This window comes from Aquimarina sp. (assembly GCF_977115655.1).
This window is the reverse complement of the sequence record NZ_CDSBKO010000039.1, coordinates 26021-51127: the sequence shown is the minus strand read 5'-3', so window position 1 is coordinate 51127 and position 25107 is coordinate 26021. Positions and strand designations below refer to the sequence as shown.

The 25107-nt window shown below is 30.9% G+C and carries 29 protein-coding genes; 6 read left to right on the top strand and 23 right to left on the bottom strand.

Annotation, left to right across the window (positions count from 1 at the left end; translation table 11 throughout):
• Window positions 1–81: 81 nt before the first annotated feature.
• The 5 genes from ACZIYX_RS15845 to fbp all read right to left on the bottom strand — a co-directional run bounded on the left by ACZIYX_RS15845 (window position 82) and on the right by fbp (window position 4539).
• Entirely contained in the window at window positions 82–1623 is a 1542-nt protein-coding gene (locus ACZIYX_RS15845) for an ATP-binding response regulator (RefSeq protein WP_462683225.1), read from the bottom strand.
• Between the two features lie 2 nt (window positions 1624–1625).
• On the bottom strand, window positions 1626–2120 hold the full coding sequence (locus ACZIYX_RS15840; protein WP_462683224.1) for a Rab family GTPase: 495 nt from the start codon (window positions 2118–2120) through the stop codon (window positions 1626–1628).
• Window positions 2107–2931, bottom strand: coding sequence for a cell envelope biogenesis protein OmpA (locus ACZIYX_RS15835; protein ID WP_462683223.1), 825 nt, complete (start codon window positions 2929–2931; stop codon window positions 2107–2109). Before ACZIYX_RS15835 ends, ACZIYX_RS15840 begins: the two co-directional genes overlap by 14 nt.
• Window positions 2932–2949: 18 nt before the next feature.
• Window positions 2950–3303 carry a fructose 1,6-bisphosphatase gene (locus ACZIYX_RS15830; RefSeq protein WP_462683222.1) on the bottom strand — a complete coding sequence of 118 codons (354 nt, stop codon included), beginning with the start codon at window positions 3301–3303 and terminating at the stop codon, window positions 2950–2952.
• A 237-nt stretch (window positions 3304–3540) separates the two neighbouring features.
• Window positions 3541–4539: a class 1 fructose-bisphosphatase gene (fbp, locus tag ACZIYX_RS15825; protein WP_462683221.1), complete on the bottom strand. Its 999-nt coding sequence runs from the start codon at window positions 4537–4539 to the stop codon at window positions 3541–3543.
• 172 nt (window positions 4540–4711) lie between these two features.
• Between fbp and ACZIYX_RS15820 the strand changes: the two genes are divergently transcribed.
• The 3 genes from ACZIYX_RS15820 to ACZIYX_RS15810 are packed head-to-tail and all read left to right on the top strand — an operon-like array spanning window position 4712 to window position 8347.
• Complete coding sequence (locus ACZIYX_RS15820) at window positions 4712–5191, top strand: N-acetyltransferase family protein (RefSeq protein ID WP_462683220.1); 480 nt, start codon at window positions 4712–4714, stop codon at window positions 5189–5191.
• 33 nt (window positions 5192–5224) lie between these two features.
• Window positions 5225–6475: an aspartate kinase gene (locus ACZIYX_RS15815; RefSeq protein WP_462683219.1), complete on the top strand. Its 1251-nt coding sequence runs from the start codon at window positions 5225–5227 to the stop codon at window positions 6473–6475.
• A 57-nt stretch (window positions 6476–6532) separates the two neighbouring features.
• Window positions 6533–8347 carry a GNAT family N-acyltransferase gene (locus ACZIYX_RS15810; protein WP_462683218.1) on the top strand — a complete coding sequence of 605 codons (1815 nt, stop codon included), beginning with the start codon at window positions 6533–6535 and terminating at the stop codon, window positions 8345–8347.
• Window positions 8348–8518: 171 nt separating this feature from the next.
• On the opposite strand, the gene ACZIYX_RS15805 is transcribed toward ACZIYX_RS15810, so the two are convergent.
• From ACZIYX_RS15805 to ACZIYX_RS15785, 5 genes are all read right to left on the bottom strand, one after another.
• On the bottom strand, window positions 8519–8944 hold the full coding sequence (locus ACZIYX_RS15805) for an arsenate reductase ArsC (protein ID WP_462683217.1): 426 nt from the start codon (window positions 8942–8944) through the stop codon (window positions 8519–8521).
• Between the two features lie 20 nt (window positions 8945–8964).
• A complete protein-coding gene (locus ACZIYX_RS15800; RefSeq protein ID WP_462683216.1) occupies window positions 8965–9474 on the bottom strand; it encodes an N-acetyltransferase family protein in 510 nt (169 codons plus the stop codon).
• A 16-nt stretch (window positions 9475–9490) separates the two neighbouring features.
• Window positions 9491–9976, bottom strand: coding sequence for a DUF6428 family protein (locus tag ACZIYX_RS15795; protein WP_462683215.1), 486 nt, complete (start codon window positions 9974–9976; stop codon window positions 9491–9493).
• Window positions 9977–9997: 21 nt separating this feature from the next.
• Window positions 9998–10321: an ArsR/SmtB family transcription factor gene (locus ACZIYX_RS15790; RefSeq protein ID WP_462683214.1), complete on the bottom strand. Its 324-nt coding sequence runs from the start codon at window positions 10319–10321 to the stop codon at window positions 9998–10000.
• 86 nt (window positions 10322–10407) lie between these two features.
• The gene (locus ACZIYX_RS15785) at window positions 10408–10743 is read right to left on the bottom strand and encodes a TM2 domain-containing protein (RefSeq protein ID WP_462683213.1); all 336 of its coding nucleotides are present in this window, start codon (window positions 10741–10743) and stop codon (window positions 10408–10410) included.
• A gap of 180 nt (window positions 10744–10923) precedes the next feature.
• Between ACZIYX_RS15785 and ACZIYX_RS15780 the strand changes: the two genes are divergently transcribed.
• Window positions 10924–11259 carry a DUF805 domain-containing protein gene (locus tag ACZIYX_RS15780; protein WP_462683212.1) on the top strand — a complete coding sequence of 112 codons (336 nt, stop codon included), beginning with the start codon at window positions 10924–10926 and terminating at the stop codon, window positions 11257–11259.
• Between the two features lie 70 nt (window positions 11260–11329).
• Here ACZIYX_RS15780 and ACZIYX_RS15775 read toward each other — a convergent pair whose 3' ends face one another.
• From ACZIYX_RS15775 to ACZIYX_RS15745, 7 genes are all read right to left on the bottom strand, one after another.
• Window positions 11330–11707 (bottom strand): VOC family protein, encoded by a 378-nt coding sequence (locus ACZIYX_RS15775; protein WP_462683232.1) that lies wholly within the window; start codon window positions 11705–11707, stop codon window positions 11330–11332.
• Window positions 11708–11975: 268 nt separating this feature from the next.
• The gene (locus tag ACZIYX_RS15770; RefSeq protein WP_462683211.1) at window positions 11976–12485 is read right to left on the bottom strand and encodes a DUF4199 domain-containing protein; all 510 of its coding nucleotides are present in this window, start codon (window positions 12483–12485) and stop codon (window positions 11976–11978) included.
• 195 nt (window positions 12486–12680) lie between these two features.
• Complete coding sequence (locus ACZIYX_RS15765; protein WP_462683210.1) at window positions 12681–13097, bottom strand: response regulator transcription factor; 417 nt, start codon at window positions 13095–13097, stop codon at window positions 12681–12683.
• A 309-nt stretch (window positions 13098–13406) separates the two neighbouring features.
• Window positions 13407–13796: a DoxX family protein gene (locus ACZIYX_RS15760; protein WP_462683209.1), complete on the bottom strand. Its 390-nt coding sequence runs from the start codon at window positions 13794–13796 to the stop codon at window positions 13407–13409.
• Window positions 13797–13807: 11 nt separating this feature from the next.
• Complete coding sequence (locus ACZIYX_RS15755) at window positions 13808–14680, bottom strand: alpha/beta fold hydrolase (RefSeq protein WP_462683208.1); 873 nt, start codon at window positions 14678–14680, stop codon at window positions 13808–13810.
• A 343-nt stretch (window positions 14681–15023) separates the two neighbouring features.
• Entirely contained in the window at window positions 15024–16325 is a 1302-nt protein-coding gene (locus ACZIYX_RS15750; protein WP_462683207.1) for a DUF3108 domain-containing protein, read from the bottom strand.
• A 345-nt stretch (window positions 16326–16670) separates the two neighbouring features.
• Window positions 16671–17093, bottom strand: coding sequence for an MmpS family transport accessory protein (locus ACZIYX_RS15745; RefSeq protein ID WP_462683206.1), 423 nt, complete (start codon window positions 17091–17093; stop codon window positions 16671–16673).
• A gap of 589 nt (window positions 17094–17682) precedes the next feature.
• Here ACZIYX_RS15745 and ACZIYX_RS15740 point away from each other — a divergent pair.
• Both ACZIYX_RS15740 and ACZIYX_RS15735 read left to right on the top strand, forming a co-directional pair.
• Entirely contained in the window at window positions 17683–19683 is a 2001-nt protein-coding gene (locus tag ACZIYX_RS15740; protein WP_462683205.1) for a tetratricopeptide repeat-containing sensor histidine kinase, read from the top strand.
• Between the two features lie 8 nt (window positions 19684–19691).
• A complete protein-coding gene (locus ACZIYX_RS15735) occupies window positions 19692–20324 on the top strand; it encodes a response regulator (RefSeq protein ID WP_462683204.1) in 633 nt (210 codons plus the stop codon).
• A 94-nt stretch (window positions 20325–20418) separates the two neighbouring features.
• Here ACZIYX_RS15735 and ACZIYX_RS15730 read toward each other — a convergent pair whose 3' ends face one another.
• The 6 genes from ACZIYX_RS15730 to ACZIYX_RS15705 form a co-directional block, all read right to left on the bottom strand.
• Window positions 20419–21372 carry a hypothetical protein gene (locus tag ACZIYX_RS15730; protein ID WP_462683203.1) on the bottom strand — a complete coding sequence of 318 codons (954 nt, stop codon included), beginning with the start codon at window positions 21370–21372 and terminating at the stop codon, window positions 20419–20421.
• A gap of 73 nt (window positions 21373–21445) precedes the next feature.
• Window positions 21446–22027, bottom strand: a complete 582-nt coding sequence (locus tag ACZIYX_RS15725) for a Crp/Fnr family transcriptional regulator (protein WP_462683202.1) — start codon at window positions 22025–22027, stop codon at window positions 21446–21448.
• Window positions 22028–22177: 150 nt separating this feature from the next.
• Complete coding sequence (locus ACZIYX_RS15720; protein ID WP_462683201.1) at window positions 22178–22798, bottom strand: HD domain-containing protein; 621 nt, start codon at window positions 22796–22798, stop codon at window positions 22178–22180.
• On the bottom strand, window positions 22792–23733 hold the full coding sequence (locus tag ACZIYX_RS15715; RefSeq protein WP_462683200.1) for a 2-hydroxyacid dehydrogenase: 942 nt from the start codon (window positions 23731–23733) through the stop codon (window positions 22792–22794). Before ACZIYX_RS15715 ends, ACZIYX_RS15720 begins: the two co-directional genes overlap by 7 nt.
• Before the next feature lie 97 nt (window positions 23734–23830).
• A complete protein-coding gene (locus ACZIYX_RS15710) occupies window positions 23831–24196 on the bottom strand; it encodes a cupin domain-containing protein (protein WP_462683199.1) in 366 nt (121 codons plus the stop codon).
• Window positions 24197–24320: 124 nt separating this feature from the next.
• A complete protein-coding gene (locus ACZIYX_RS15705; protein WP_462683198.1) occupies window positions 24321–25100 on the bottom strand; it encodes a class I SAM-dependent methyltransferase in 780 nt (259 codons plus the stop codon).
• Between the last annotated feature and the right edge of the window lie 7 nt (window positions 25101–25107).

The window sequence follows — 25107 nt, the reverse complement described above, 5'->3', positions numbered from 1 at the left end:
AATTATTTTTATATGCATGATTTCAAAGTTAAATGGTATAATTAATTTCTTTGATTATTTTATATAATAACAAAAAGGCTCCTAATCGGCAGCCTTTTTTGCTATTTGTTTTGTTATTTTATAAATCAGTTCTTCTTGTTCAAAAGGTTTGGATATAAAATCGTCCATTCCTGATCGTATACATTTGTCCCTGGCAATATCATTAGATTTTCCAGAAAAACCTATAATTGGTATTTCAGAAATAAATTTGTCACCGTAATTGTTTCTAATTATATGCGTAACCTGATAGCCATCTATCTTGGAAATATTAAGATCCATTAAGATCAGGTCATATTTTCGGCGTTCTATATATTTTATAGCCTCTTCTCCATTAATAGCTATATCAACAAAAAAAGTGCCTTGAGAGATCAAAACTTTCATGATCAAATACTGGGTTATCTCTTCGTCTTCGACTACCAGGATCCTGAATTTTGTGGTGCTCTTTGGAAGGGTATATTTTTTCTTTTTACGTTCGGGAGTTGCTTTTGTGACTTCAAATTTAAAAGGAAGTTTTATGTTAACAGAGGTTCCTTTTTCTAAAGTGCTGGTTACCTTAATTTCGCCGTTTAATAGGTCGACTAGATTTTTTACAATTGCAAGTCCAAGCCCGGTTCCAGAGATCCGTTTATCGGTATTAAAACGAGTAAATCGTTCAAAAAGATATGGTAGATTTTCTTCCAGAATCCCAATTCCGGTATCTTCAATTTTAAAGTTAAGACTTAGCTTGTTGGTTCGCTGATAATTTTTGATAACAGAAAAAACAATTTTACCTTCTTCAGTAAACTTAAAGGCGTTTGTGAGAATATTATTTAAGATTTGAAATATTCTGGTGCTATCCCCTATAAGGTATTCTTGTATGTTAGGGTCAATATTGGTTTCAAAGTTAATTTGTTTTTCTTCTGCTATTTTAGAATAAGATTCTTTAAAACCATTTATTAAATTAGGAAAAGAGAAACGTTCTTCTACAACCTTTAACTTTCCGGATTCAATCTTAGAAAGATCAATCATATCATCTATAAGTGCATTAAGATGCAGACTTTCTCGTTTAATAATTCTTGCAAGTTCTTCTTGTTCAAACGTTAATTTTGTTCTTTCAAGTACTTCTACAAACCCCAGGATACTTGTTAAAGGAGTTCGTATTTCATGATTTATGTTTGCTATAAAACTATTTTTAAACTCTTCTTTTTCTAATAGGTATTTATTTTTTAGTTCTAATTCGCGAGCAAGCAAAATAGACTCGTTTTTTTGTTGTGCAATTTGATTTAAGTCTTTATATTTTGTAGTATAATTAAAAAGAATAATAACAACTTCTTGTTTTTCTAGAGTAAAAGTAATGTCACAAATCTTTTCGACTTTACTATCTTCTATATGAATACAAGGAAAATTTACTGTTTTTTCTTCAAAAAAATTGTTCTGTTCAAAATCCCTTAAGATTTCAAAAAAGGGATGGGCATCAAAAATAGATGTGCCTTTTGGCCAATTAAAAATATGTTTATCCGTTTTTTTGATAAAACCATCATTATCAAGATTGATGACTTGTGTTTGTGGATTAAATTGTAGATGGTCGTTTGGGTGTATTGCCATACTTACTTAGTTATTTCTTTTGCCAGATCAGTAAAGAAATCCTGAACATTTTTATTGGTTTTTGCGCTAGCCAGACAATCAAAATGAATATTTTGTGTGGTAAGGTGATTGATAATTTCTTTTTCATTTACCAGATCCAGTTTGTTGCCCAATATTTTGGCGGGTATTTTGATGTAATTTTCTTTAAGATATTCCAGATCTTGATTAAGTGTTGCATAAGTTTCTGGTCTGGTTACATCAAAAACATAAATAAAAGCATGAGAACCAAGGAGATATGATTTTCTGGTGTCTTCAATACCGTTAGAATGCCCCTCTGTATCCCAAATTATCATAGATAATTCTCTGCCATCCGGCAATAGTACTATTTTCTTTTTGATCTGTACTCCAAGAGTTACTTTGTATTCTTCAGAAAATTCGTTGTCAATAAAACGTCTGAATAACGATGTTTTCCCAACACCAAAGTGTCCTAAAAGCACTACTTTTTTAGACAATTTCATCTGCAAAATATTTTTTTAATTTTTTAGTAAAAAGGATACTGTTCTCTAAATCTTTACTCGATATATTGTTTTTGGCAAAATCTATAATTTGGTCTTCCAAAACCTCTTTGAACATCATATTATACGCTCCGGATATTACTGCGGCAACATAGTAAGAATAAAAATTTTGAATATGTATGGTATATAGCTCATACTCTATAAGCTCCAGGTTTTGATCCCCGCCATGAAAAGCATCTTCGACAAAACTTTTTATTGCTGTAAGCATGCCTGCAATCATTTCTTTATCTATAGTATCTTTTGATAGCGGACTATAATCAGCCAGTAATATACCAGAGTTTTTTTCGATCACAAACATTTGGATCAACCGGGGTTTTGCATATTCATTTATTGCCAAATCGCCATCGCTAACTCCCTGAGCTTTAGCTTTGGTTCGTTGAAACCAACTTTTAAATGAAAATGCTTTTTTAGTTTTTCTACTAATATTTTCACTTAGTAATTTCATTTCGTGAGCTATATATTTCTTAATCATCTTACCAATGATAGGAAATAAAGCTTCTACTACAGCGTCTTGAGAATTTTTGATTTCTTCTCGTAAAGTCTCAGTAATAGTAGGTCCTAAAGTTTTGGGGATTTCTAAAACAAATTCTTGTAATTTATCATCAATAATAGGATCAACTTTATGTGAGAGCTCTTTTTTTTGATGTACAATTTTTGTTAAATCGTCAATTTTTTGAGCAATAGAATCAGCAAATTCATGTTCTTCTGTAAAAAGAAGTTCTTTAAGAATTTTAAGTTTATCCTGCTCTTCCATAATTTTGGACAGATTGGATTATTTTTGATTGATTTTTTCGCCCAAGTTGATAAGAAGGTCACCTAACGTTTTTTTATCTACTTTTTTAGTATCCAACATATCCACTTTATCTGCCAAATTATCTTCTAATTCGGTAATCCTAATATTTATATCTGTACTTAAATTATCAATGGCTTGATTTAATTCTTTACGGGTGTCCTCGATAAAATCTTCAAGCTCTTTCTTTTTTGAAGAGATATCTTTTTTTACTTTTTCAAACTCTGAATTATAGGCAGCAATATTCTCTCCAAAAATTAAATTCTTTATTGCTTCTATTTTTGAAGAAGGATCATCAGAAACTTTTTCTTCAATAGCTTTATTTTCTTTAGCCATTATGGATGGTTTATTTAGATTCTTAATTTCTAACTTATCGTAAAATTAACATAAAAACGTTAAAAACGTTATGATTATTACCAATAATGTTACTTCAGGTTTGTTAAAACCTTGTTTTTTTGACGATTAATGTTTTACTTTTAAAATCTTTGGGTAGAATATATTAAAAGGGGTTTTATAAAAATAATTATTTTATTTAGAATTATAAGAAAAAAGAGACACGTAGTTGTAATTATCTTATTTCATAAAAGATTCTACTTTTTCGACCATACTTTTGCTTCCACAAATAAATGGAGTGCGTTCATGCAGTTCTGTAGGTTTTATATCCATAATTCTACGGTAACCATCACTGGCTTTTCCGCCTGCCTGCTCTGTAATAAATGCCATTGGATTGCACTCGTATAACAAACGAAGTTTTCCGTTAGGAGATTTAGACGTGCTGGGGTACATATATACCCCTCCTTTAATCATGTTACGATGTATGTCACTTACCAAAGAGCCAATATATCTGGATGTATAAGGACGATCCTCTTTTTCTTCCTGACAATATTTGATGTAATCTTTTATTCCTTGAGGAAAATGAATATAATTTCCTTCATTCACAGAATATATAGAGCCTTTTTCAGGAAACCTCATATTTGGATGGGATAAATAATATGTTCCCAGAGCTGGATTTAGCGTAAATCCATTAACCCCATGCCCAGTTGTGTAAACAAGCATAGTAGATGTTCCATAAATGATATAACCAGCTGCTACCTGTAAATTTCCTGGTTGCAGAAAATCTTCTAAGGTTACAGGAGTTCCTGTAGGGGTAACCCTACGGTATATTGAAAAAATGGTTCCTACAGATACATTAACATCTATATTAGAACTACCATCCAAAGGATCCATTAAAACCACATAATTATTACGATGGTCGTTTTTTTGACCCTTTATAGTTATAAAGTCATCATTCTCTTCTGAAGCTATACCACATACAATTTCTCTGTTTGTAAGTGTGTTGATAAAGGTTTCATTTGCCAAAACATCTAGTTTTTGCTGATCTTCGCCTTGTATATTTGTCTCTCCTATAGCACCGGTAATATCCACCAATCCTGCTTTGTTTACCTGGTGGTTTACCATTTTTGCAGCTAATCGAATAGAGTTGATCAAACGAGAAAGTTCTCCGCTTGCATACGGAAAATCATTTTGATTTTCAATAATGAATTCTCCTAAGGTCTGATTTTGTCTTGTCATTTGTAGTGAATTTTACTTGATGCAAAAGTATTATTTTTTAATAGACTATAAGGTTTTCGTAAGATCAATTATTATTTTTTTTAAGAAAACAAACACAAAAACAGCATAAATATAGAGGAGCAAAACGATCTTGTTTTTAATACAATTTTATAGTTTTGATAAATTTTATTTTATGAACTATATAATTAGAGGTGCCAAGAAACAAGATATGGCTCAGGTTTTAGGTTTAATCAAAGAATTGGCAATTTTTGAAAAAGAACCAGATGCCGTTGAGATTGAAGTAAAAGACCTTGTTAATGAGGGATTTGGAGAACAACCACTTTTTCATTGTTTTGTGGCAGAGGTACAAAATGAAATTGTGGGAATGGCATTAGTGTACTATCGGTTTTCTACATGGAAAGGACGTTCAGTTCATCTTGAAGATCTTATCGTTAAAGAGTCTGTGAGAGGAACAGGTGTTGGGAACGCTTTGTATGCAGAGGTGTTAAAGTATGCAAAAAGTAAAGGGGTGAAAAGAGTAGAATGGGTAGTTTTGGACTGGAATACTCCTGCTATAAAGTTTTACGAAAAAAGCGGCGCAAAACTTTTAAAAGATTGGTATCTGGTGCAAATGGACGAAGAAGGAATTGATAAATTTGTGTCTGGGTTATAATGTGTTTTAAACTAATTAATTGTAATTGAATCAATGAGAGTTTTTAAATTTGGAGGTGCATCTGTAAAAGATGCAGATGGAGTAAAAAATGTTATTAAGGTTCTTGAAAAAACCGGATTTTCTGATCTGCTTATTGTAGTGTCTGCAATGGGAAAAACCACCAATGCATTAGAAAATGTAGTAAAAACATATCTAAACAATGCTAATGAGCTTAAAAAAGAAATCCAAAATCTTGAAGAATATCATAACGAGATTGTAGAATCCCTTTTTGACTATAAGCAACATCCGGTTTTTGAAAAAATAAAAGGGTTGTTTTTGGATATGCAAACCACATTAAAAAGAAATAAATCTACTCAATACGATTTTGTTTATGACCAGATAGTGTGCTATGGCGAGTTAATTTCTACAATTATTATAAGCGAGTATTTTGATTATAAAGGATATACAAACGATTGGTTAGATGCCAGAGATTTTATAAAAACAGACAGCATATACAGAGATGCAGAAGTAAATTGGAATATTACCCAAAACAATATACTCAAAAAGGTTAATAAAAACAGACTTAGTATAACTCAAGGTTTTATAGGATCAGATAGTAATAATTTTACCACCACGTTAGGCAGAGAGGGAAGTGATTATAGCGCAGGGATTTTTGCCTATTGTTTAAATGCGGATAGTGTGAGTATATGGAAAGATGTCCCGGGAGTACTTAATGCCGATCCAAGGGTTTTTGATACTACGCAATTGCTATCTCATATTTCTTATGAAGAAGCAATAGAGCTTGCTTTTTATGGAGCCTCGGTGATTCATCCCAAAACAATTCAACCATTGCAACGTAAAGAAATACCGCTGTATGTTAAATCATTTCTTAATCCAGACGGTTTTGGCACATCTGTAAAAAAAGGGCAACCATTAGAGCCGCACTTACCATGCTATATTGTTAAAAAAAATCAAATTTTATTATCACTTTCTTCTTTAGATTTTTCGTTTATTGTAGAAGATAATATTAGTCAAATTTTTAGCCTTTTTCATCAATATCAAATAAAAGTAGGGCTTATCCAAAATTCTGCTATTAGTTTTTCGGTATGTTTGGAGGATAAATTTGCTCATTTTAACGAACTTTTGGTTAAACTTAAAGCAAAATTTAGAGTTACTTATAATACAAATGTATCTTTATTTACCATTAGACATTTTACAAATGAAGCGATTATGTCTTTAGAAAAAGACAAAGATATTTTGTTGAAACAGATTACCAGAGAGACTTATCAAATGGTTTCAAGATAATACGAAAACCTATTCAATGATTTTGCTATATTTGTAAGCCAGTACAAATAATAATTAATGCCCATAATCACAGCAAAAGAAGTAGCCAAAGGGCTAAAATTAGATAAACTTGGATTTATCGGAACCTTTATTGGTTGGATTATCATGAAAATAACAAGGATATCCAAAGTTAATCGAGAATACGATAAGTTAAGCCATCTTGAAGGATTAGAATATATTAATAAAGCTCTGGATTCCTATGGGGTTACTTTTGAAATCCCTGAAGAAGATTTTAAAAGACTGCCAAAAGAAGGAGCGTTTATTACCATCTCAAACCATCCATTAGGGGGTCTTGATGGAGGATTATTGCTAAAATTGATGCTTGAGTATAGATCAGATTATAAAGTCATTGCTAATTTTTTACTACAAAACTTTAAACCTCTGCGTCCTTATATTATGCCGGTTAATCCTTTTGAAGACAGAAAGGAAGCAAAATCAAGCCACAATGGTATCAAAGCAGCTATTTTGCATTTAAGAGAAGGAAAACCCCTGGGGATTTTTCCTGCAGGAGAAGTTTCTACATTCAAAGAAGGAAAAAATTATGTAGATAGAGCATGGGAGCCTGGCGCCATGAGATTGGTACAAAAAGCAAAAGTTCCTGTTATACCAATATATTTTCATGCACGTAATAGCAGGCTTTTTTATAAAATGGCTTCTATAAGTGGACTATTACGTACTGCAAAGTTGCCGAGCGAGCTTTTTTCTCAAGAAAAAAGAACAATCAAAGTTCGGATAGGAAATCCGGTTTCGGTAAAAGACCAGGGGGAATATTCTAATCTTGAGGATTTTACGAATTTTTTGCGTATGAAAACATATATGCTGGCCAATCCTTTTGAAAAGAAAACATTACGGGAATCTATTCCACAAAATTTAAAAATACCAAAATCACCTAAAGAAATAGCAGTAAAAGGCAGTATCAATTTGATCGAATCAGAACTGGAGTTTTGCAGAGATAATGACAGGAGATTGTTGATTAGTAAGAACTATGAAGTTTTTCTTGCCAAAAGAACAGATGTGCCAAATGTAGTACATGAAATAGGCAGATTGCGTGAGATCACTTTTAGAGAGATAGGAGAAGGCACCAATAACTCTATTGATTTAGACCCTTTTGATGATTACTACCACCACATGTTTTTATGGGATAATGAGGCCAATAAACTTGCAGGAGCCTATCGTATGGGTATGGGGTCAGAAATATACAGTAGCCGTGGGATTAATGGATTTTATCTGCAAGATCTGTTTAGATTTGAGCCTGAGTTGTATAAAATGATGAGCGAATCTATAGAAATGGGGAGGGCTTTTATTATTAAAGAGTACCAACAAAGACCGATGCCGCTATTTTTGCTTTGGAAAGGGATTGTTCATTGTACTTTGCGTTTTCCAGAGCATAAGTACCTGATAGGAGGAGTAAGCATTAGTAATAAGTTTAGTAATTTTTCTAAGTCTTTGATGATAGAGTTTATGAAATCACATTATTACGATCCTTATGTTGCGCAATATGTGAGACCCAAAAAAGAGTTTAAGGTAAAATTGAAAGACGCGGATAAAGATTTTGTTTTTGACGAAAGCAAGAGTGATTTGAATAAATTTGATAAGATTATAGATGAGGTAGAACCAGGTAGTTTACGTATTCCGGTTTTAATCAAAAAATATATTAAACAAAATGCAAAAGTAGTGGCATTTAATGTAGATCCATTGTTTAATAATGCTGTAGATGGTTTAATGTATATTCGTATTGCAGATCTTCCGGAAAGTACAGTAAAACCTGTAATGGAAGAATTTCAGGAAGAATTGGAACAAAAGTATTTTAAAAACGGAGATATTAAAATATAAAAGGATATTAAAAGTTTTTGATCCTCCTATTGAGGGACTTAATTTACCGAGGCTTGCCTCAAAAGCAATATGTGTTGGGGGGTATACCTTATAAGCTTGCTCTTGGGCTATTGATTACAGAAAAACCTTATAGATTTTTAAATCTATAAGGTTTTTCTGTATGTATAATCATTATAAAACAGTTTTTAATATATTTTTCTCTACAAAATCTGTACAATATTCTCTAATCTGATTTCTGGTTTTTACAAATGCTGCATGAATTTCTTCTTCTGTGCCTTCTACTTTTGATGGATCAAAAAAATTATAGTGTAAACGTTCTGTTTTGCCAGGAAAAAAAGGACATCTTTCTTTTGCATTATCACAAACAGTAATAATATAGTCAAAAGGTATGTCCAGATATTCTTCTAAATTATTAGAAGTATGATTAGAAATGTCAATACTATCTTCTTTCATAATAGCAATTGCTCTTGGATTTACTCCATGAGTTTCGACTCCTGCACTGTAAATAGTTGCATTGTTTTTGGCAAAATGTTTTAGGTACCCTTCTGCCATTTGACTCCTACACGAATTACCTGTGCATAATACTAAAATGTTCATAATATGGTATTTTTTTGTGGTTATACTATTATTTTACTTCTTCGTTCTAAAATGGTATTGTCATACCAGATATTGTTTAGTTTTGCTATTTTTTCACGATACCCTATTTCTCTAAAACCTAAAGATTTATGTAAAGCAATGCTAGCTTTGTTATGGCTAAAAATACCAGCTTGTAAAGTCCAGAATCCAGCTTTTTCACTTTCATTAATTAATTGGGTTAAGAGTATTTTTCCTACTCCTAATTTTCTGTAATTTGTAGAAATGTATATACTTATTTCTGCTACCCCTTTATAAACCTCTCTTTTAGAGACAGGAGATAATGCAGCCCATCCTATTAAGATATTGTTGCTAATAGCTTTAATCCGGCATGTTTTTATATGTAATGCGTTCCAATCATTCCAGGTGGGTATTTGCGTTTCAAAAGTAGCCATTCCTGTAGTAATACCTTCTTTATAAATTTGAGAAATTGTAATCCAGTCTTTTTCTGTGAAAGGAGCTGTTTTGATTGTAAAACCTGGTGTTGTTGCCATGTATTGTGAGGTTTATTTAACAACAGCCGCTTCCTGGAGCACAAGAATTAGTTTCGACTGTATTGGTTTCAGAAACACCACATATTTCTTTTGCTTTGCAATCGGTAGGATTTACAGTAAGTTTTATTACTAATTTATTTTCTTTGATTTCAAAATCTATTACATGCAATTGAGAGGTGTGAAACATAGCGTTTCCATATTCTATTTTAACAACAGCATCCATATTATAGGATTTCATTTGCCCAACTTTTTTTAGTATCCCCAGAGCTTTGTATGAAGTCATATAGTTTTCTTTACCTAATTCGGCAGGGCTTTCCCAAAGTTGAATAACTGTTTCTTTCCAGGAATCAGTCTGTGCGCCGCAATCTACAGAATCTACAGTTATGTGTTTTACTTCGGTTATATGATAATTAGTGCCAACCAACATTGCGGGAGCATACTCAAATAATAAAGATTTGTCCTGATGTTCTTCTAGTAAGGATATAAAATTGGATGTTTTCATAATTTTGGTGTTTAAATTTGTTTAACAACAATTCATTTTGGTGGTATTAAAAAATGAGTTTAAATTTTTTTGTAACGCATTCCATCTATCCACATCAATACAATAGCACATACTCTTGCCTTCGATTTCTCCTTTAAGTAATCCAATGCTTTTTAGTTCTTTAAGATGTTGGGATATTGTTGCTTGCGCTAAGCCTGTTTCTTCTACCAGATCATTACAAATACAGGCGTTTTGTTTGCTTATGTATTGAAGAATGGCTATGCGGGCAGGATGTCCGAGTATTTTAAAAAACTGCGCCAGTTCGTTTTGCTGTTGATTAAATATTTGCGTTTTAGTTATACCCATAATCTATATATTATAATATCGCAATATTACGATAATAAAATGAAATAAAAAAGCCAAAACCTATAATTTTGACTTTTTTGAATATATTAGAACCAAGGTTTTTTACCAACTTGATAGGTTTGATAAAATTCTTCGTCAGTTTTTGTTAAATAAATTATTCCTTCTATCAAGCCTATTATAGAGCCAACTCCACAAGTAACAAAAGTGACGATGAGTTGTATTATACCTTCTTTCGTATACCCAAGATAAAATTTATGGATTCCTAAAGAGCCAATTAAAATTCCTAATATCCCGGCAACTACTTTTTTATTTTCTTCTTTAAGAACCTCTTTTGCTCCGTCGGCAAAATCATTGGCAGTTTCTGCTATATGGTCTATTCCTTTTTTTATATCGTCTCCCAAATTATTATTTTCTTCACTCATAATATTGAAATGGTTTATTAGTTTGGAGAAAATTACAAAAAATATTGACTTAAATGCATAAGACATGTAAGAATATTTGCAGGTTTTAATTTTATTATACAGTATAACTATAACACCTTATGTTTTGATAAATCATATTTATTATTATATTTGGTAATACTAACTAATTAAATAATTTATATGGATTGGTATTTAAAAACTTTAAAGAATTACGCAGGGTTTTCTGGCAGGGCCAGACGTAAAGAGTATTGGATGTTTTTTTTGTTCAATATGATCATTGTTTATGGATTGATTATCTTGGGAGGCATCCTAGATGTTGGATTATTGGCAACACTTGGAGGGTTATATTCTCTTGTAATATTGATACCAAGTATAGCAGTTGCAGTACGCAGAATGCATGATGTGGATAAGGATTGGTGGTATATGCTAATCCCTATTTATAATATTATCCTTGCACTTACAGAAGGCACAAAGGGAGATAATCAATATGGTAGTGATCCTAAAGCTGATGCTTAAAAACTAAATTTCAATTAGATTTCTGTAATAAAAAAAGGCTGGTTTTAACCAACCTTTTTTATTTATAAAATCATTGATCTGCGGGCTCCCAAAGCTCAATTTTGATGCCATTAGGATCTATAATCCATCCAAACTTACCATATTCATATTCTTCTATTTTATCTATAACAGTTACTCCTTCTTTTTTAAGGATTTCCATGAGTTCTGCTAGGTTTTCGACTCTAAAATTCATCATAAAATCTTTTTTGCTGGGCGCAAAATAATCTGTATCCTCTTTAAAAGGGCTCCATTGGGTAGTGCAGTCTTTCCCTTCATTATCTTTCCACCAAAAAGTGCATCCATATTCATCGGTATTAAATCCTAAATGATCCTTGTACCAATCTCTTGTTTTTTTAGGGTCTGCGGTTTTAAAGAACATACCGCCAATTCCTGTAACTCTTTTTTTCATGTATTTTATTTTAGATTCATAAATAGTAATCCACTCTTGAGGAGTTATTTTGGATGCCAATTCTCCAATAAGTTTTAATGGGATTTGATTTGTTTTTTTAAAACGAACACAACTTTTTCCCATATCTGGTTTGGTTTTTGTATACCGGTTATATTCTTTAACAAACCAATTGAGCAATACAGGGTTGGTACACATACCACTATAATATACTCATTGGGTGTTTTGACATCGTATTGCATGATTATATTTTTATTTTATGACCAAACTTTTAGGGTTTACGTTGTAGTATTAATGCAGAGAGTAATGAAATTATAAACCCAATGATGAATACGGTAGCAGACATTAGAAGAAAACTTACGAATGTATTTGAAAACATCTCCTTTTGAGTTTCTAATTCTTTGAGTTTTATTTGAAATTCGGATTCAGAAAGAGAATTTTTCATTTGTTCTGCATAATTGGTGTAGTATTCGGTCATAAAATCCGGATTTATGTATTTAATATAAATCACATCTAATATTCCAAAAGAGAGTGCCGCAAATAAAGTAATTAATATACCTGTCTGTAGGGCTTTTCCAAAAGACACAACACCATTGTTTTCCTTATCCCGGTAATGTTTTATTCCAAAAAAAACAAAAAGAAGAGCTATGACCATCCCAGCGTATCCAATTACTTCTTGTAGTGAGTAATCCAGATTTTTTCCTAAAAACCATCCAGCCAGAGCTAAGAGGCATATTGTTACAGCACTATAAATTCCATAACGTAAAATTGTATTTTTCATAAGGGTCTGTTATTTAATCCCTCATTGAGCTTTTATTTCCCGAGGCTTGCCTCGAAAACTAGATATATTTTCGGAAGCATACCTCGTAAGCTTACTCTGAGGTTGTTGTTTTGTATGACACAAAATTAGACAGATGTGCTTAAAAGGCACTCATACTAAAGTATGAAAATTATATTATTATAGGTATAAGATGCTCTAAATCGTTATAATTTCCAGTTCTTTTGCAATTTGTATTGCCTGTGTACGACGTTTGGCATTTAATTTTGCAAATACATTAGATACATGGGTTTTTATAGTGCTTTCTGAAACAAAAAGTTTTTCAGCTATTTCTTTATTGGATAGACCCATAGCGATTTGACATAAAACTTCATATTCTCGGTTACTTAACCCAAGCGCTTTTATTTTTTTATGATTTATTTTTTGGGTGGGGGAGATCTTGTTATATAAAACTCTTTTGTTTATAATTACTCCAATAATAAAAAAAATAACAGCTATTATAGCAATTATGGTTTCTGTTGAAGAATCTCCTGCAATAATACGGTATTTACTTAATTGAAAAAGAATAAGTATTGCTACAACCAGAGCCGAAAAAATAAAAATTGTTTTTTTCACTCTATAAATGTAATAAAAACTGAAACTTACCTGAAGAAAATACGATCAGAATATTTTTATTGTTAAAAGTATAATTACCATTATCGTATAAATTACTATATGCTATACAAAACATGGATTAGTTATTCAGGGTTTTAAATTTGAGTAGTATGGGTTAAAACTAGGTTGCCTGCGTATGTTCCGAAAGCTTTGATCTTTTATTAAAATTTTAATCCCTCATTGAGGGTCTAATTTTAAAGGAAGTTTGCCTTGAAGATAAAATATATTTTTTTGAGGTATACTTTGCAAACTTGTTTTGAGGTTTTTGATTTATTTGGTATTATTTTTATTTGTATTTGCAGCAATAACTGCTAATGTTGTAATCAATAAAAAACTGTACTCCATTCCTCCTGTGCCATGTTCGCCAACAAACCATCCATTAGCAAAATGAATTATAACTATACCAACAAGCAGGATTAATATAAATATACTAGAAATCCATTTGGTATAATAGCCAAAAACTAATAGAATACTTCCTATGATTTCATATATAGTTATTCCCCATACAAGCTGTAATGACACAGGAAACCCTTTTGAATCTAAAAATCCTGCAAATCGTTCTATAGTTCCTCCGGTAATTCTAATAATGGCATGTGATAAAAAAATAATAGCGATGGCTATCTTTAATATTAAAAATGAATTAAATTGAATTTTTTTCATGCTTATTTGGTTTAATAGATAAATTTTTGGAAGGATGTTATAAAACCTTTCGGATCTTCTAATTGAGGCCAATGACCTGTATTTTTATCTAAAAGATAAACTTTTGGATTGGGAATAAGTTCTTTATATCTTTTTGCCATGTGAAGTCCTGAATTAGGGTCATAAGGTCCGCAGATATAACACATAGGGATACTTGTGTTTTGCATTGCATCTACCCATCTGTCTAAATACTTGTACTTTTCAAAAACCAGTCTTCCTATTAAATAGGTTATGGATTTACCTTTGTTATAGTTTAAAATCTCCCATTGCAAATCCAAAAAATCATCGGTTGGTTGTGTATTTGGTCCAAAAACAGACTTTACAGATTTATTAACCATTTTTTTTGTTAAGGCTTTACTTAGTAATTTGCCGATAATTGTTGGGGATTTTGATAGTAATACCTGTATAAGCCTTGGTTTGTACACATCTATAAACAGGCTGCCATTTACAAAAGCAGATGACAAAATTTTGAAATTGTTTTTACTTTTGCTATTTCTGGCGATAAGTTCTTGAGCAACACTTACTCCCAGGTCGTGTGATAAGATGTGTGTTTTTGTAATATTGAGTTTTTTAAGGAGCGCATTTATGATATTACAATATTCTTCGAAGCTGTATTCATGCTTTTTTGGCTTATCAGAAAACCCCATCCCTAATAAATCAAAAATGGTGATTTTATATTGTTTTGATAATTCAGCTATAGTATCTTTCCATTCAAAACTATTATAAGGATAGCCATGAATAATGAGTAAATTATCTCCGTTTCCTTCTTGCAAATAGAAAATATTCTTTTCTTCATATAAGAAATAATTTCCAGAGGCTTTCCATTTTTCTATTTCGCTTCTCATTTGTGGTTTTTTTATAGGTTTTAATTAAATGTGGTGCACTCCACCTGGCATAATTTTATGGCGTTAAAATGATACTAAAAACATTAATTTTGAATCCCTTATTGAGGGTTTCATTATCCTAGGATTGCCTCAAAAACAAAATATATTTTTGAAAAGGTAGCTCGTGAGCTTGCTCCCGGGTTGTTACTTTTGTTAAAAAATTAAAAAGCAGGACAGTTTTTTGCAAAACAAATAGCTTCAAAACCGACAAAAATGGGTTTGCTGTTCAAAATTCATTAAATTAGCCACTCACATTATTTATCAGCCCTAGAACGTTAAATAATTAATGGATGAACAGGAATCTTTATCTGGTTTTCTTTAGTTTAACTTCCACAATTTCACCATCTGTTTTTATCGTTACTACTTTTTGGATTTTGGTAGTGTTATTTACGTTATAATAAACATTTTCGGTAAGTACATTGGTTCCCAAATAATAGCCTTTATAAAACATATCAGATGTTCCTACCACTTCCTTTTCTTTTTTGGTATGCTCATATTCAAACGTAGTCAACAATTTATACTCTCCGGGCTTTAAGTTAGTAAATTCAAAATGACCATCATCATCATATACAGTAGTATATTTAATGCATTCTAAAGCTTCTTTGTTTAATGGAATGGACTTTGCGTTTTTGATTTTGGACTGTTTCTTGTTCAACTCCTCCCATTCTTTAAAATAATTGGTATATGGTATAAGGGCTATTTTAGTGCCTTTTTGCGCAAACTGCTTTTTGTTTATGTTAAGCACAGTTATATTTAATGAGCTTTCATTTTTATTGTCCCTCACAAATGTTACTCCTTTTATCACAGAATTTCCTCTATTTACAAGAGCATAGGTTTCTTCTTTATTAAATTTATTTTTGAAAGGGTTAAAATCAATTTCCTTATCAAATAAAGCCAGTATATCCCCCTTTTTAGATTGTATTTGAATTTCCCAAAGCCTATGAGTTTCTTTGTCAAAGAAATAATCAAAACTATGTCCGGTACTTTCTTCGTATACACTTACTTTCCATACTTTATGTTCCCCTGTAAGTGAAGAAGTAAAAACATCACTTTTTACTTCTTTAATCACTACATCGTATAAGCGGCTTTTATCTTCAGCCTCATAATCATATACCGGGATTGTTGCTTTGTAACCTGTTGCTAAGGGAAGCATCCTTAGGATATATGGATAAAGGGATATATTAAAATAATGACCAGTAACAGATTCGTTAACAGGCTTTTTTTTACCATTTTTATTTTTGGTATACGTCCCGGTAATTATATTCGAAAAATTTAAGGTAACTGTATGTGTATCACGTTCTGTATAGGCACTAACAGGTGCAAACGAATTAGTGTTTGCAATAAAACCATCTTTCCATAGCATATTTGAATTTAAAAAGGATAAAGATGTGTTGACACTTAATTTTTGATTATCAAGATTTACTTCAATATTATAGGTTCCTACTTCTGTATATTGACCATCTTTTTTGATATAGTATGCCATGCTGTAGTTGCCCGGTTTCAAAAAAGAAGAATTTAGAGTATTATCTCCGGGCAGTATTTTATGTTGCCCAAGACTTGTAAAATAAAGTAATTGGATTAAAGCAAAAATTAATGTTTTTTTCATTTATAAATGGGTTAAATAGTTAAGATTATAACAATTTAAACAAATTCTGATAAATGTATAAACTACCATAAAAAAAATAATTTAGGGATCTTTACTAAATAGATGATACAAAAACCGGTATTTCTATATATAAATACAAACAATAGGATGACAAATCAGCTCGTCTCTTTCTATTGCATAAATTTTTGTCATGTACAAAGTATCTTTTATTTAATTCCTGGATGAGGGTTTAATTTATCCTGAGCATGCCTAGAAGTTTTTTTTCTTAAAAATATAAGGTCGCTATTAGTTCATAATCTAATACGATTTAATATAAAGGCTACTATTATTTTATACCTTTTTTTGTTATTGTTTAAAAATATGTGATATTGAAATAATAGGAAGTAACTCGTTAGAATTTACAGTAGCACTACGTTCTTGAACAGTGACACCATCTACCTTAATTTTTATCGTAATAAATTCTCCCGGTATACTTGTAAGTTCTGTGCTCCCAACTGCATAAGCAACCGTTATTGTATTGTCGGGATATTCTATAGTTTTGGACCAAGGAAGTGAGGTTACCTCGATTTCTTCATCACCAGATCCTGAACCAGTAGTACTAACCGAACTTAGAAAAACATCTAAGCGCATTGAAAAATTTCCTGATATCTCATAGGTAACTGTTTTACTAGCTGAAGCACTATTGTTGTCGTCATCTTTACTACAAGAAGTGAGCATTGTAACTATACATAAAGTGATAAATGCGTAATTAAAAATGGTTTTATTCATTGTTTTTGTTTTAGATTTATAATTATGACTATTAATAATTTTTATTAAGTATATACTATTTGTTGGAGCAGCCTTAGAGATAAAATGCTACAGATGTGTCATTGTGCCATTTTAATCCCATATTTTGGGTTAATTGCCGGGAGCAAACAATTTTTTTTTTGGAAACATAGTCTGGCTTGCTCTGTGGTTGTTAATTTTATTGACATATATTCCAGAATTTAGTTAATTTTTTGATTTGTTTTTTAACATTTTACATCATTTAAAAAATGAAAAAGATGAAATTTGAAAAACAAAATTACTCTATAGGTTATTCAACTCAACTTACCAAATGATAAAAAAACAAACAATTTAATATCTGCATAAGCAGTCTGTAAAATTGTTTTTTCATTTACCGCCCCCTCTGCAAAACCTTCTTCAGAATTGAATTGGAACAAACTTTAAATCCCAAAAATACAGGGATCTTTATTTATTTCATATACCCGTGATTATGTATAATTACATACCTGAAATCAGGTATATTATTAGGAATGAACCGCTGTTTTATTAATAAAAACCATAAAAAAGCTACTTTTGAATATATTATGCTTTTATGAACAATAAAATAGTCCTCATTATTTTTTATTTTCTTCTTCTTTCTTCAAAAGGGATGTCCCAACGCTTTAATACATTAGGTGATGACAGCAAGTTTACAGATAGTATTATTGCTATAATAAAGACTACAAAAGATGATAGTATTAGGAGCTACCTGAGTTTTAAAATTTCAGATCTTTACAGGCGCAATAACGATATTAAAAAATTTGAAGAGTACCTTGCAATAGGTAATAAATATGCTTTTAAATACCCATATTTATTAGATCTGTCAGAGTATTTTAATGTCTTAAAATATATAAATGAGGACACAGATAAATATGCGCAAGGAATCATTTCTACTTTAAAAAAAATTAAAAAACATCGTTTTAAATTAAGCTATGAGTGGCAAGCCATTCTTTTACAAAATCTATCCCTTTTATCTCAAATAAAAGATAATGAAAAAGAATGTATGCGAATATTGACAGACGAGGCAGTACCTGTAGCCTTAAAATCTGAAAACCCTGAGATTTTGGGGGGATTATATGAGTTTATTGCAATTACTATGATGAATAACAATCATAAAGAAAAAGCAGCTTTATATTTTCAAAAGGCTATGACCCAACTAGAAAATGTTAAAGCCCCGTCCCCAATACTGTTGGAAACAAAAATAGAGACCACGGTTTTTGCTGCTGAGAATTTGATAAGAATGGATAAATTGCCGGATGCTAAAGAACTGTTGGATAAAACCTTTTTGATTTTAAAAAAGCACCCAGAATCTAACATGAACGGGATTTATTATTTTACAGAAGGGTTTTATCATCATACATTAAAAAACTATCATAAAGCAATACAAGTTTATGAAAAAGGAATTGAAAATGCCATTTTAAATAATGATATCCCTAATCGTAACCGATTAAAATATGCTAAATACCAGTCCTTATATCATCTCAAAAAATATAATGAAGCTGTTACTATATTAATTGACCTGGAAGGAAAAAAAGAACTATTAATTGAAGACAAAAAAAAATACTATATAGAATTATCAAGAGCTTATGAGAAATTAAAAGACTATAAAAAGGCATATCTTTATAGTACAAAGTTTATTGAGCTAAACGATAGTATTGTTGATGCCAAAACAAAAAATGAAATATTAGCGTTAGAAACCAAGTTTAACAAAATAGAGAATGATAAAAAGATTAATGAACTCGAAGCAGAAAAAAAACAAGCTGAGCTCATAGCAAAAAACAACCAGCTCTATTATTTATCATTTGGCGGATTTTCTCTTTTACTCTTATTTATTATATCTCTTCTCTGGAAAAATAATAAAGCCCAAAAACATTTAACACAAGAAAAAGAAATCAATTATATCCAAAACTTAAAACTACTGAATGACCAAAAAGAGATGGAAGTAATGCAGGCTATGATTGATAGTGCAGAAGCAGAACGAAAACGTGTTGCCCGGGACTTACATGACGGTATAGGCAGTAGGTTGTCGGTCATGAAAATGAAGCTAAATCAAATTCCCAGATTAAATTACGACGACTCCCGTACACGAGATTTTTCTGTGCAACTCTCAAATTCTATTGCAGAATTAAAGCAAATTTCGTATAATCTGATGCCAGAAACCCTGCTTAAACTAGGATTAGAAGCAGCCTTAAAAGATTTATGCCACTCATTGAGTTCAGAAAAAATTTCTATAAATTTTCAATCCAACAGGATAGTTAAAAGTATTTCAGAAAAACATCAGATTACAATTTTTAGGATTGTGCAAGAACTTATTAATAATGCACTAAAGCATTCTGACTGTTCATATATTATTGTAGATTGTAACCAAAATAAAAATTTATTTTTGATAACTGTTGAAGATAATGGAATAGGTTTTAACAGAGATGATCTGAGCAAATTTACTGGTTTGGGTCTCAAAAATGTGAAAAACAGAATTGATTTACTGAATGGTAAATTAGAGGTAAAAACGCAATTAGGGCAAGGGACCGTTTATAATATTGAATTTTTATTGTAATCTTAAAAATGAAAACATTGTACAATTTGGTTATCGTTGATGATCACCCTTTGGTAACAGAGGGATTAAAAGTTCTTTTGTCGCCCCTTACCAATATCAAAGTAGAAGAAGTATTTAGTAATGGAAATGCTTTATTTCGGTATGCAGGTATTTCAGGGGTAGATATACTTTTTTTAGATATATTTTTGCCGGATACTAATGGAATTGATTTATGCTTAAAACTTAAGAAATTGTATCCCGAAATGATTATTTTGGGAATGAGCAGTCAGTCTGAAAGAAGTATTGTGATGCAAATGATAAAAAATGGGGCAAATGGATATTTACTTAAAAGCGCATCATTTGAAGAATTTAAAAGTGCCCTTTTGCAAGCTATTAATGGCGAACTTGCTTTTTGTAATGAAGTAAAAGAATTAATAAATAAAACAAATATTAATGATCTAAGGATGATTCCTCGATTAACACAAAGAGAAAAAGAAATCCTTTCTTTGTTAAAGCTAGGAAAATCTACCCAAGAAATATCAGATGCCTTATTTATAAGTTTTTTAACAGTACAAACCCATAGAAGGAATTTGCTTGCTAAGTTTCAAGTTAAAAACACCATTGAACTGGTCAATTATGCTCAAAAAAATGGTATTCTGTAAACTTTATTGATTGCCTTTTTAAAACTTCATAAGCATCTATATAATATAAAAACATTATGCAAAAGGTAACAAACAACCCTTTATTTTACATTTGTTAGAATATAAAATTAATTCCTCCTGCAAAACCAATCTGGATTTGTTGCTTAGTATCTTCATTGTTTTTTTTCCATAATTCATTTTCTAAAAGTAATTTATCATATAGATCATCCTTAGAGCTAATGTATTCTAAAATTCCAGAAGCAAATAGTTCAAGGTTTTCTGTCAATTTAAACGAAGGAATCAGAGAGTATTTTACTTTAAACATTTTATTTTCTAAATTAAATTTATTGATCGTTATAAATGGATGGATTGTTATTTCGTTTCGTAATCGTAATTTTTCTATTAAATAAAGATTTGCACCAAAACCAACTTCGCTAAAAATCCTTTCCACTTTTTGATTATAACCAAAACCAAAAACACCGTATGTGTTTTTTCCCCCAGACTTAAAAGTTATTGAGGTTGACTCTAAATAATCATAAAAAAGGGAAATTGATTTTTCACCATTGGTTATAAAGTTAAGTAACCCGATAGGAGTATCATTATTTTCGGCAATATTGATAAAGCCGCTTACTTGTATACCTTTAACACTCTTTGCCGTATTTAGCAAGCTTGCAAATTGAATTCCTTTTATATTACCACCAATGTTTATTAAGCCCGAAAATAGTAAACCAGAATATGATTTTTTATTTATGTTGATAAGCCCTGCAATAGCTATCCCAGAACCTTCGTTGTTAATATGGTTGGATAATCCGGCTAATTGAAAACCATGGGCATTGTTTTTAATAACACTTGTTAACCCAGACACAATAAAAAACTTTTCATCATTAGAAACTCCTCCCAACAGATGTATAGATGCACCATTTGAAGTTTGAGCTGCATTAAACCCATTTGTACTTACTGGATATACTAATCCAAAATGAAAAGAGGCCTCTTTTTGTGCTTGCACTAGAGATAAAACAGATAAACTACCGATGAGTAGTAAGAGCGTTGTTTTTTTCTTTAAATACATAATAATACTATGATTTGATAAGCAAAACTACTTTCTTGCTTGTCAAATACACTTACCAAATGGTAAAAAACAACTATTTTATGTTTTTTCTAAGACGACTTAAACTTTGGGGTGTAATACCCAAGTAGGATGCAATACAGGTTAGAGGTACATTTTGTATTATTGCTGGATTTTCGTTTATAAATTTCAGGTACAGTTGTTCGGCAGATAAAGTAGCAAGGTCAACCGCCCGTTGTCTGTTGTCATTAGACATTTTAAGAAAAACTTTTGATTGAAATTCCTGCATAACAGGAAATCGGGCGAGCAGGTTTAAAACACTAGATCTGTTTATTTGTAAAACTTTTACATCTGTTACTGTTTCAATATAATTTTTTGGTGAAATTGTATTGTTTAAAAAATGAATATATGTGGTAAGAAATTCCGGTCCTTTATTTATATCTGTTACTATTTCATTGCCAAAATCGTCAATATAATATCTGCGCACAAAACCCGAAGCTATAAAATGATGTAATTTTGGTACATGTCCTGCTTTTTCAATAATAGTATTCTTTTTTATAAAACCAGACTTAAAAGATTTACAAATAAAATCCTTATCAACATCTTCAAGTTGAACAAATTCTAAAAAATAGTTAATCAAAGGAGTATATATATTCAAATATTTAGACTTTAATATTATGTTCTTTCTATTATACCAAGTGCTATTATTAAATAGAGACGTTATTTTTTGATTTAGTAGGCAAATTAACACATAATTTATGTTTTTTTATTTTTTCAATGTAACAAATTGCTTTGTAAAAGCAATTTGTTACATTGAAAGTAAATCGATTTCTTGTTGTAGATTTTTTTTTGCCTGTATTTCAAACTTGTTATAAAAATAATTGGTTTTAAAGATAGCCGGCATGTCTTTAAAATGATGCAGAACTTTTATTCTTCCTTTATGGTACATAAAATCAGGGTAGTGTTTATATTCCTTTCTTACATTTTTGTAATACCTCTCATAGGTTTTCCAATCACTTCCTAATATAGATAAATCAGCATCGGTAAAATAATTTATATCCTTGCTTTTAGCAATCTTATGCCCTTGGGTAGCAATTATAGTATCAAAACAGGTTGTAATGCGTTTTTTTTCAATCTTTAAGGTATTTAGTATTTTTTTTGCTTTTTTAGCACTTTGTTCTTCATTGTCTTGTTTATACACATTGTATATATAATCGTGATAAAATAGGGCAAACAAAACCATATCCCAATCCTTAATCTCGTTTTTTACTTCAATTAAGTGACGGTAAAGGTTCTCCAGGTGAGAGAGATTATGATAGTACCGGTTTTTTTTACTGTGTTGTTTTGCAATATCGCTCCACAGGGACTCCATATACTCTGAATCTTGAGTGTAGTCGGACAGTAATGTTATAAAAACAGGTTTCAGCAAAATTTCTCTTTGATTTTATCTACTATAGTTTGTGCTAATTTTTCTTTAGATTCCACAGTCCATCCAGCCACATGAGGACTTAGTATTACATTATCCATTTTAAGGAGTTCTTTAAACTCTTTTGGCATGTCTTTTTTTGAGGTAAATAAATTTTCAAAAGATGTTTTTTCATATTCTAAAACATCCAAACCTGCACCCAGGATCTTACCATTTTTCAACGCTTCAACCAAATCTGCTGTTATCACACTTTTTCCTCGAGCAGTATTGATTAGCCAAAATGGTTTCTTAAACTGGTTAATGAATTTTTTATTGATCATACCTATAGTTTCTGGAGTTTGAGGTGTGTGAAGGCTTAAAATATCGGTTTTTTCAAAAAACTCTTCTAATTCTACCTGAGTGGCATCACTATTTTCTACATCTTCAAGAATATCATAACAGAGAACTTCAACTGCAAAACCCCGAAGTTTTTTTGCAAAAGCTCTGCCCATATTACCATAACCAATAATGCCCACTGTTTTTCCATCCAATTCTATACCCCGATGTTCCTCGCGCAACCATTGCCCGTCCCTAACACTTTTATCAGCAATGTTCATTTTGTTAAATAGCGATAGGATCATACCCAAAGCATGCTCGCCAACTGCATTTCGATTTCCTTCGGGAGCATTAAATAACTGGATTTTATGTTCCTTTGCATATTCAACATCAATATTTTCCAGACCAGCACCTACGCGCCCTATAAACTTTAAGTTTTTGGCTTTGTCTAAAAATGTTTTATCAATTGCAAACCGACTTCGAATAACCACTCCTTCATAATCTTGAATTTTAGATTCAACTTCTTCTTTAGAAGCAATATATTCTTCCTCATTTTGGAATCCAGCTAATTGTAATTGATGAATAAGTAATGGATGATTAGAGTCTAAGTGCAGTATTTTCATAAAAAACTATATTGATTTTCAAAATTAAGTATTAAAAATCGTATTTGCATGACGGTAACTTATGATTTTAATCCGGGAATCATGTATTCAAGTAATTTTATAGATCGATGTATTTAGCAACTGTTCGTTCATGTTGGGTGTCGCCAGTATGTTTAGTACTTTGTTTTTCAAAAAGTAATACATGAACCTCTTCGTTATCTTTGGTGCAAGGACAATGTTCTACTCCTTTGGGGACTACAATTATTTCGCCAGATTGAACAGTAACAGTTTTGTCTCTAAATTTCATGTATAAAGTTCCTTTTATTACGTGAAATAGTTCATCCTCATCTTCGTGAGAATGCCATATAAAATCTCCACTTAATTTGGCAAGATATATCTGGTTGTCATCTACCGTAGCAATACGATGAGGATGCCATTGCTTATCAAATTTCGAGAGTTTTTCATGGATGTTAATTGCTTTCATAACTATATCTTTTTTATAAAAACAAAGTACTTATTTCATCTGTGATTCTGGCAGGTCTTAACGTTTCCTTATATAAAAAATTAGGTTAATATGATTTTAAAAATTTATTGTAACGTATTACTGATTAATTTGTTTTTTGCATTTTACAAAAGAAATCTAGAGTCTTGTCAGAATATTCTCTTAAATAATAATCTTTAATATTTATACTTTTTACTAATTTATTATTTTTTCTAAATAGCTTTTTTCTGTTGTAACGATTTAATATCTCGTATGGAATTTTAAGAATAAATGATGGGATTTTATATTGAAGATTAAAGAGGTCTAATTTTAAAATGTTTTTTACAGTTTTTTCGTTTGCTGTATAATAATGATCTGTTTTTTCATTCCCTTCGATACCCATAATAGTATATGTATTGAACACATCTTTAATTAGATTACTAATTTGATTATAGGTGTATTCCTTATAGTGCCAAGGGTTCCTGGCAATGGATTTCATGGCATTAGGGGTAGTTAAAAACACTGTGCCACCAGGTTTTAAAACTCTTTTTATTTCTTTAATAAAGAGTTTGTCATTTTTAACATGTTCAATGATTTGAAATAAAAGAATAATATCAAAACTATTGTCTGAAATAAAGGATAGAGGGGGTGTTTTTTTATGAAAGACAGTAGCGTTAGGGAACTTTTTTTTAATGTGATATGTTGAATATTTCGATTTGTCGATAAGCGTTAATTGTTTTGCTTTTTTATGATACATAGTTACTCCATATCCTTCTCCACAACCAATTTCAAGAACATTTCCTTGTATCTTATCCAGTACTAATTCGTATGCTTTGCGTGTTCTTTGATATAAAGGATTATCTGAATATATTTTGGAAGAAGTAACTTCAGTAGAAAAGAAATACATATACTTA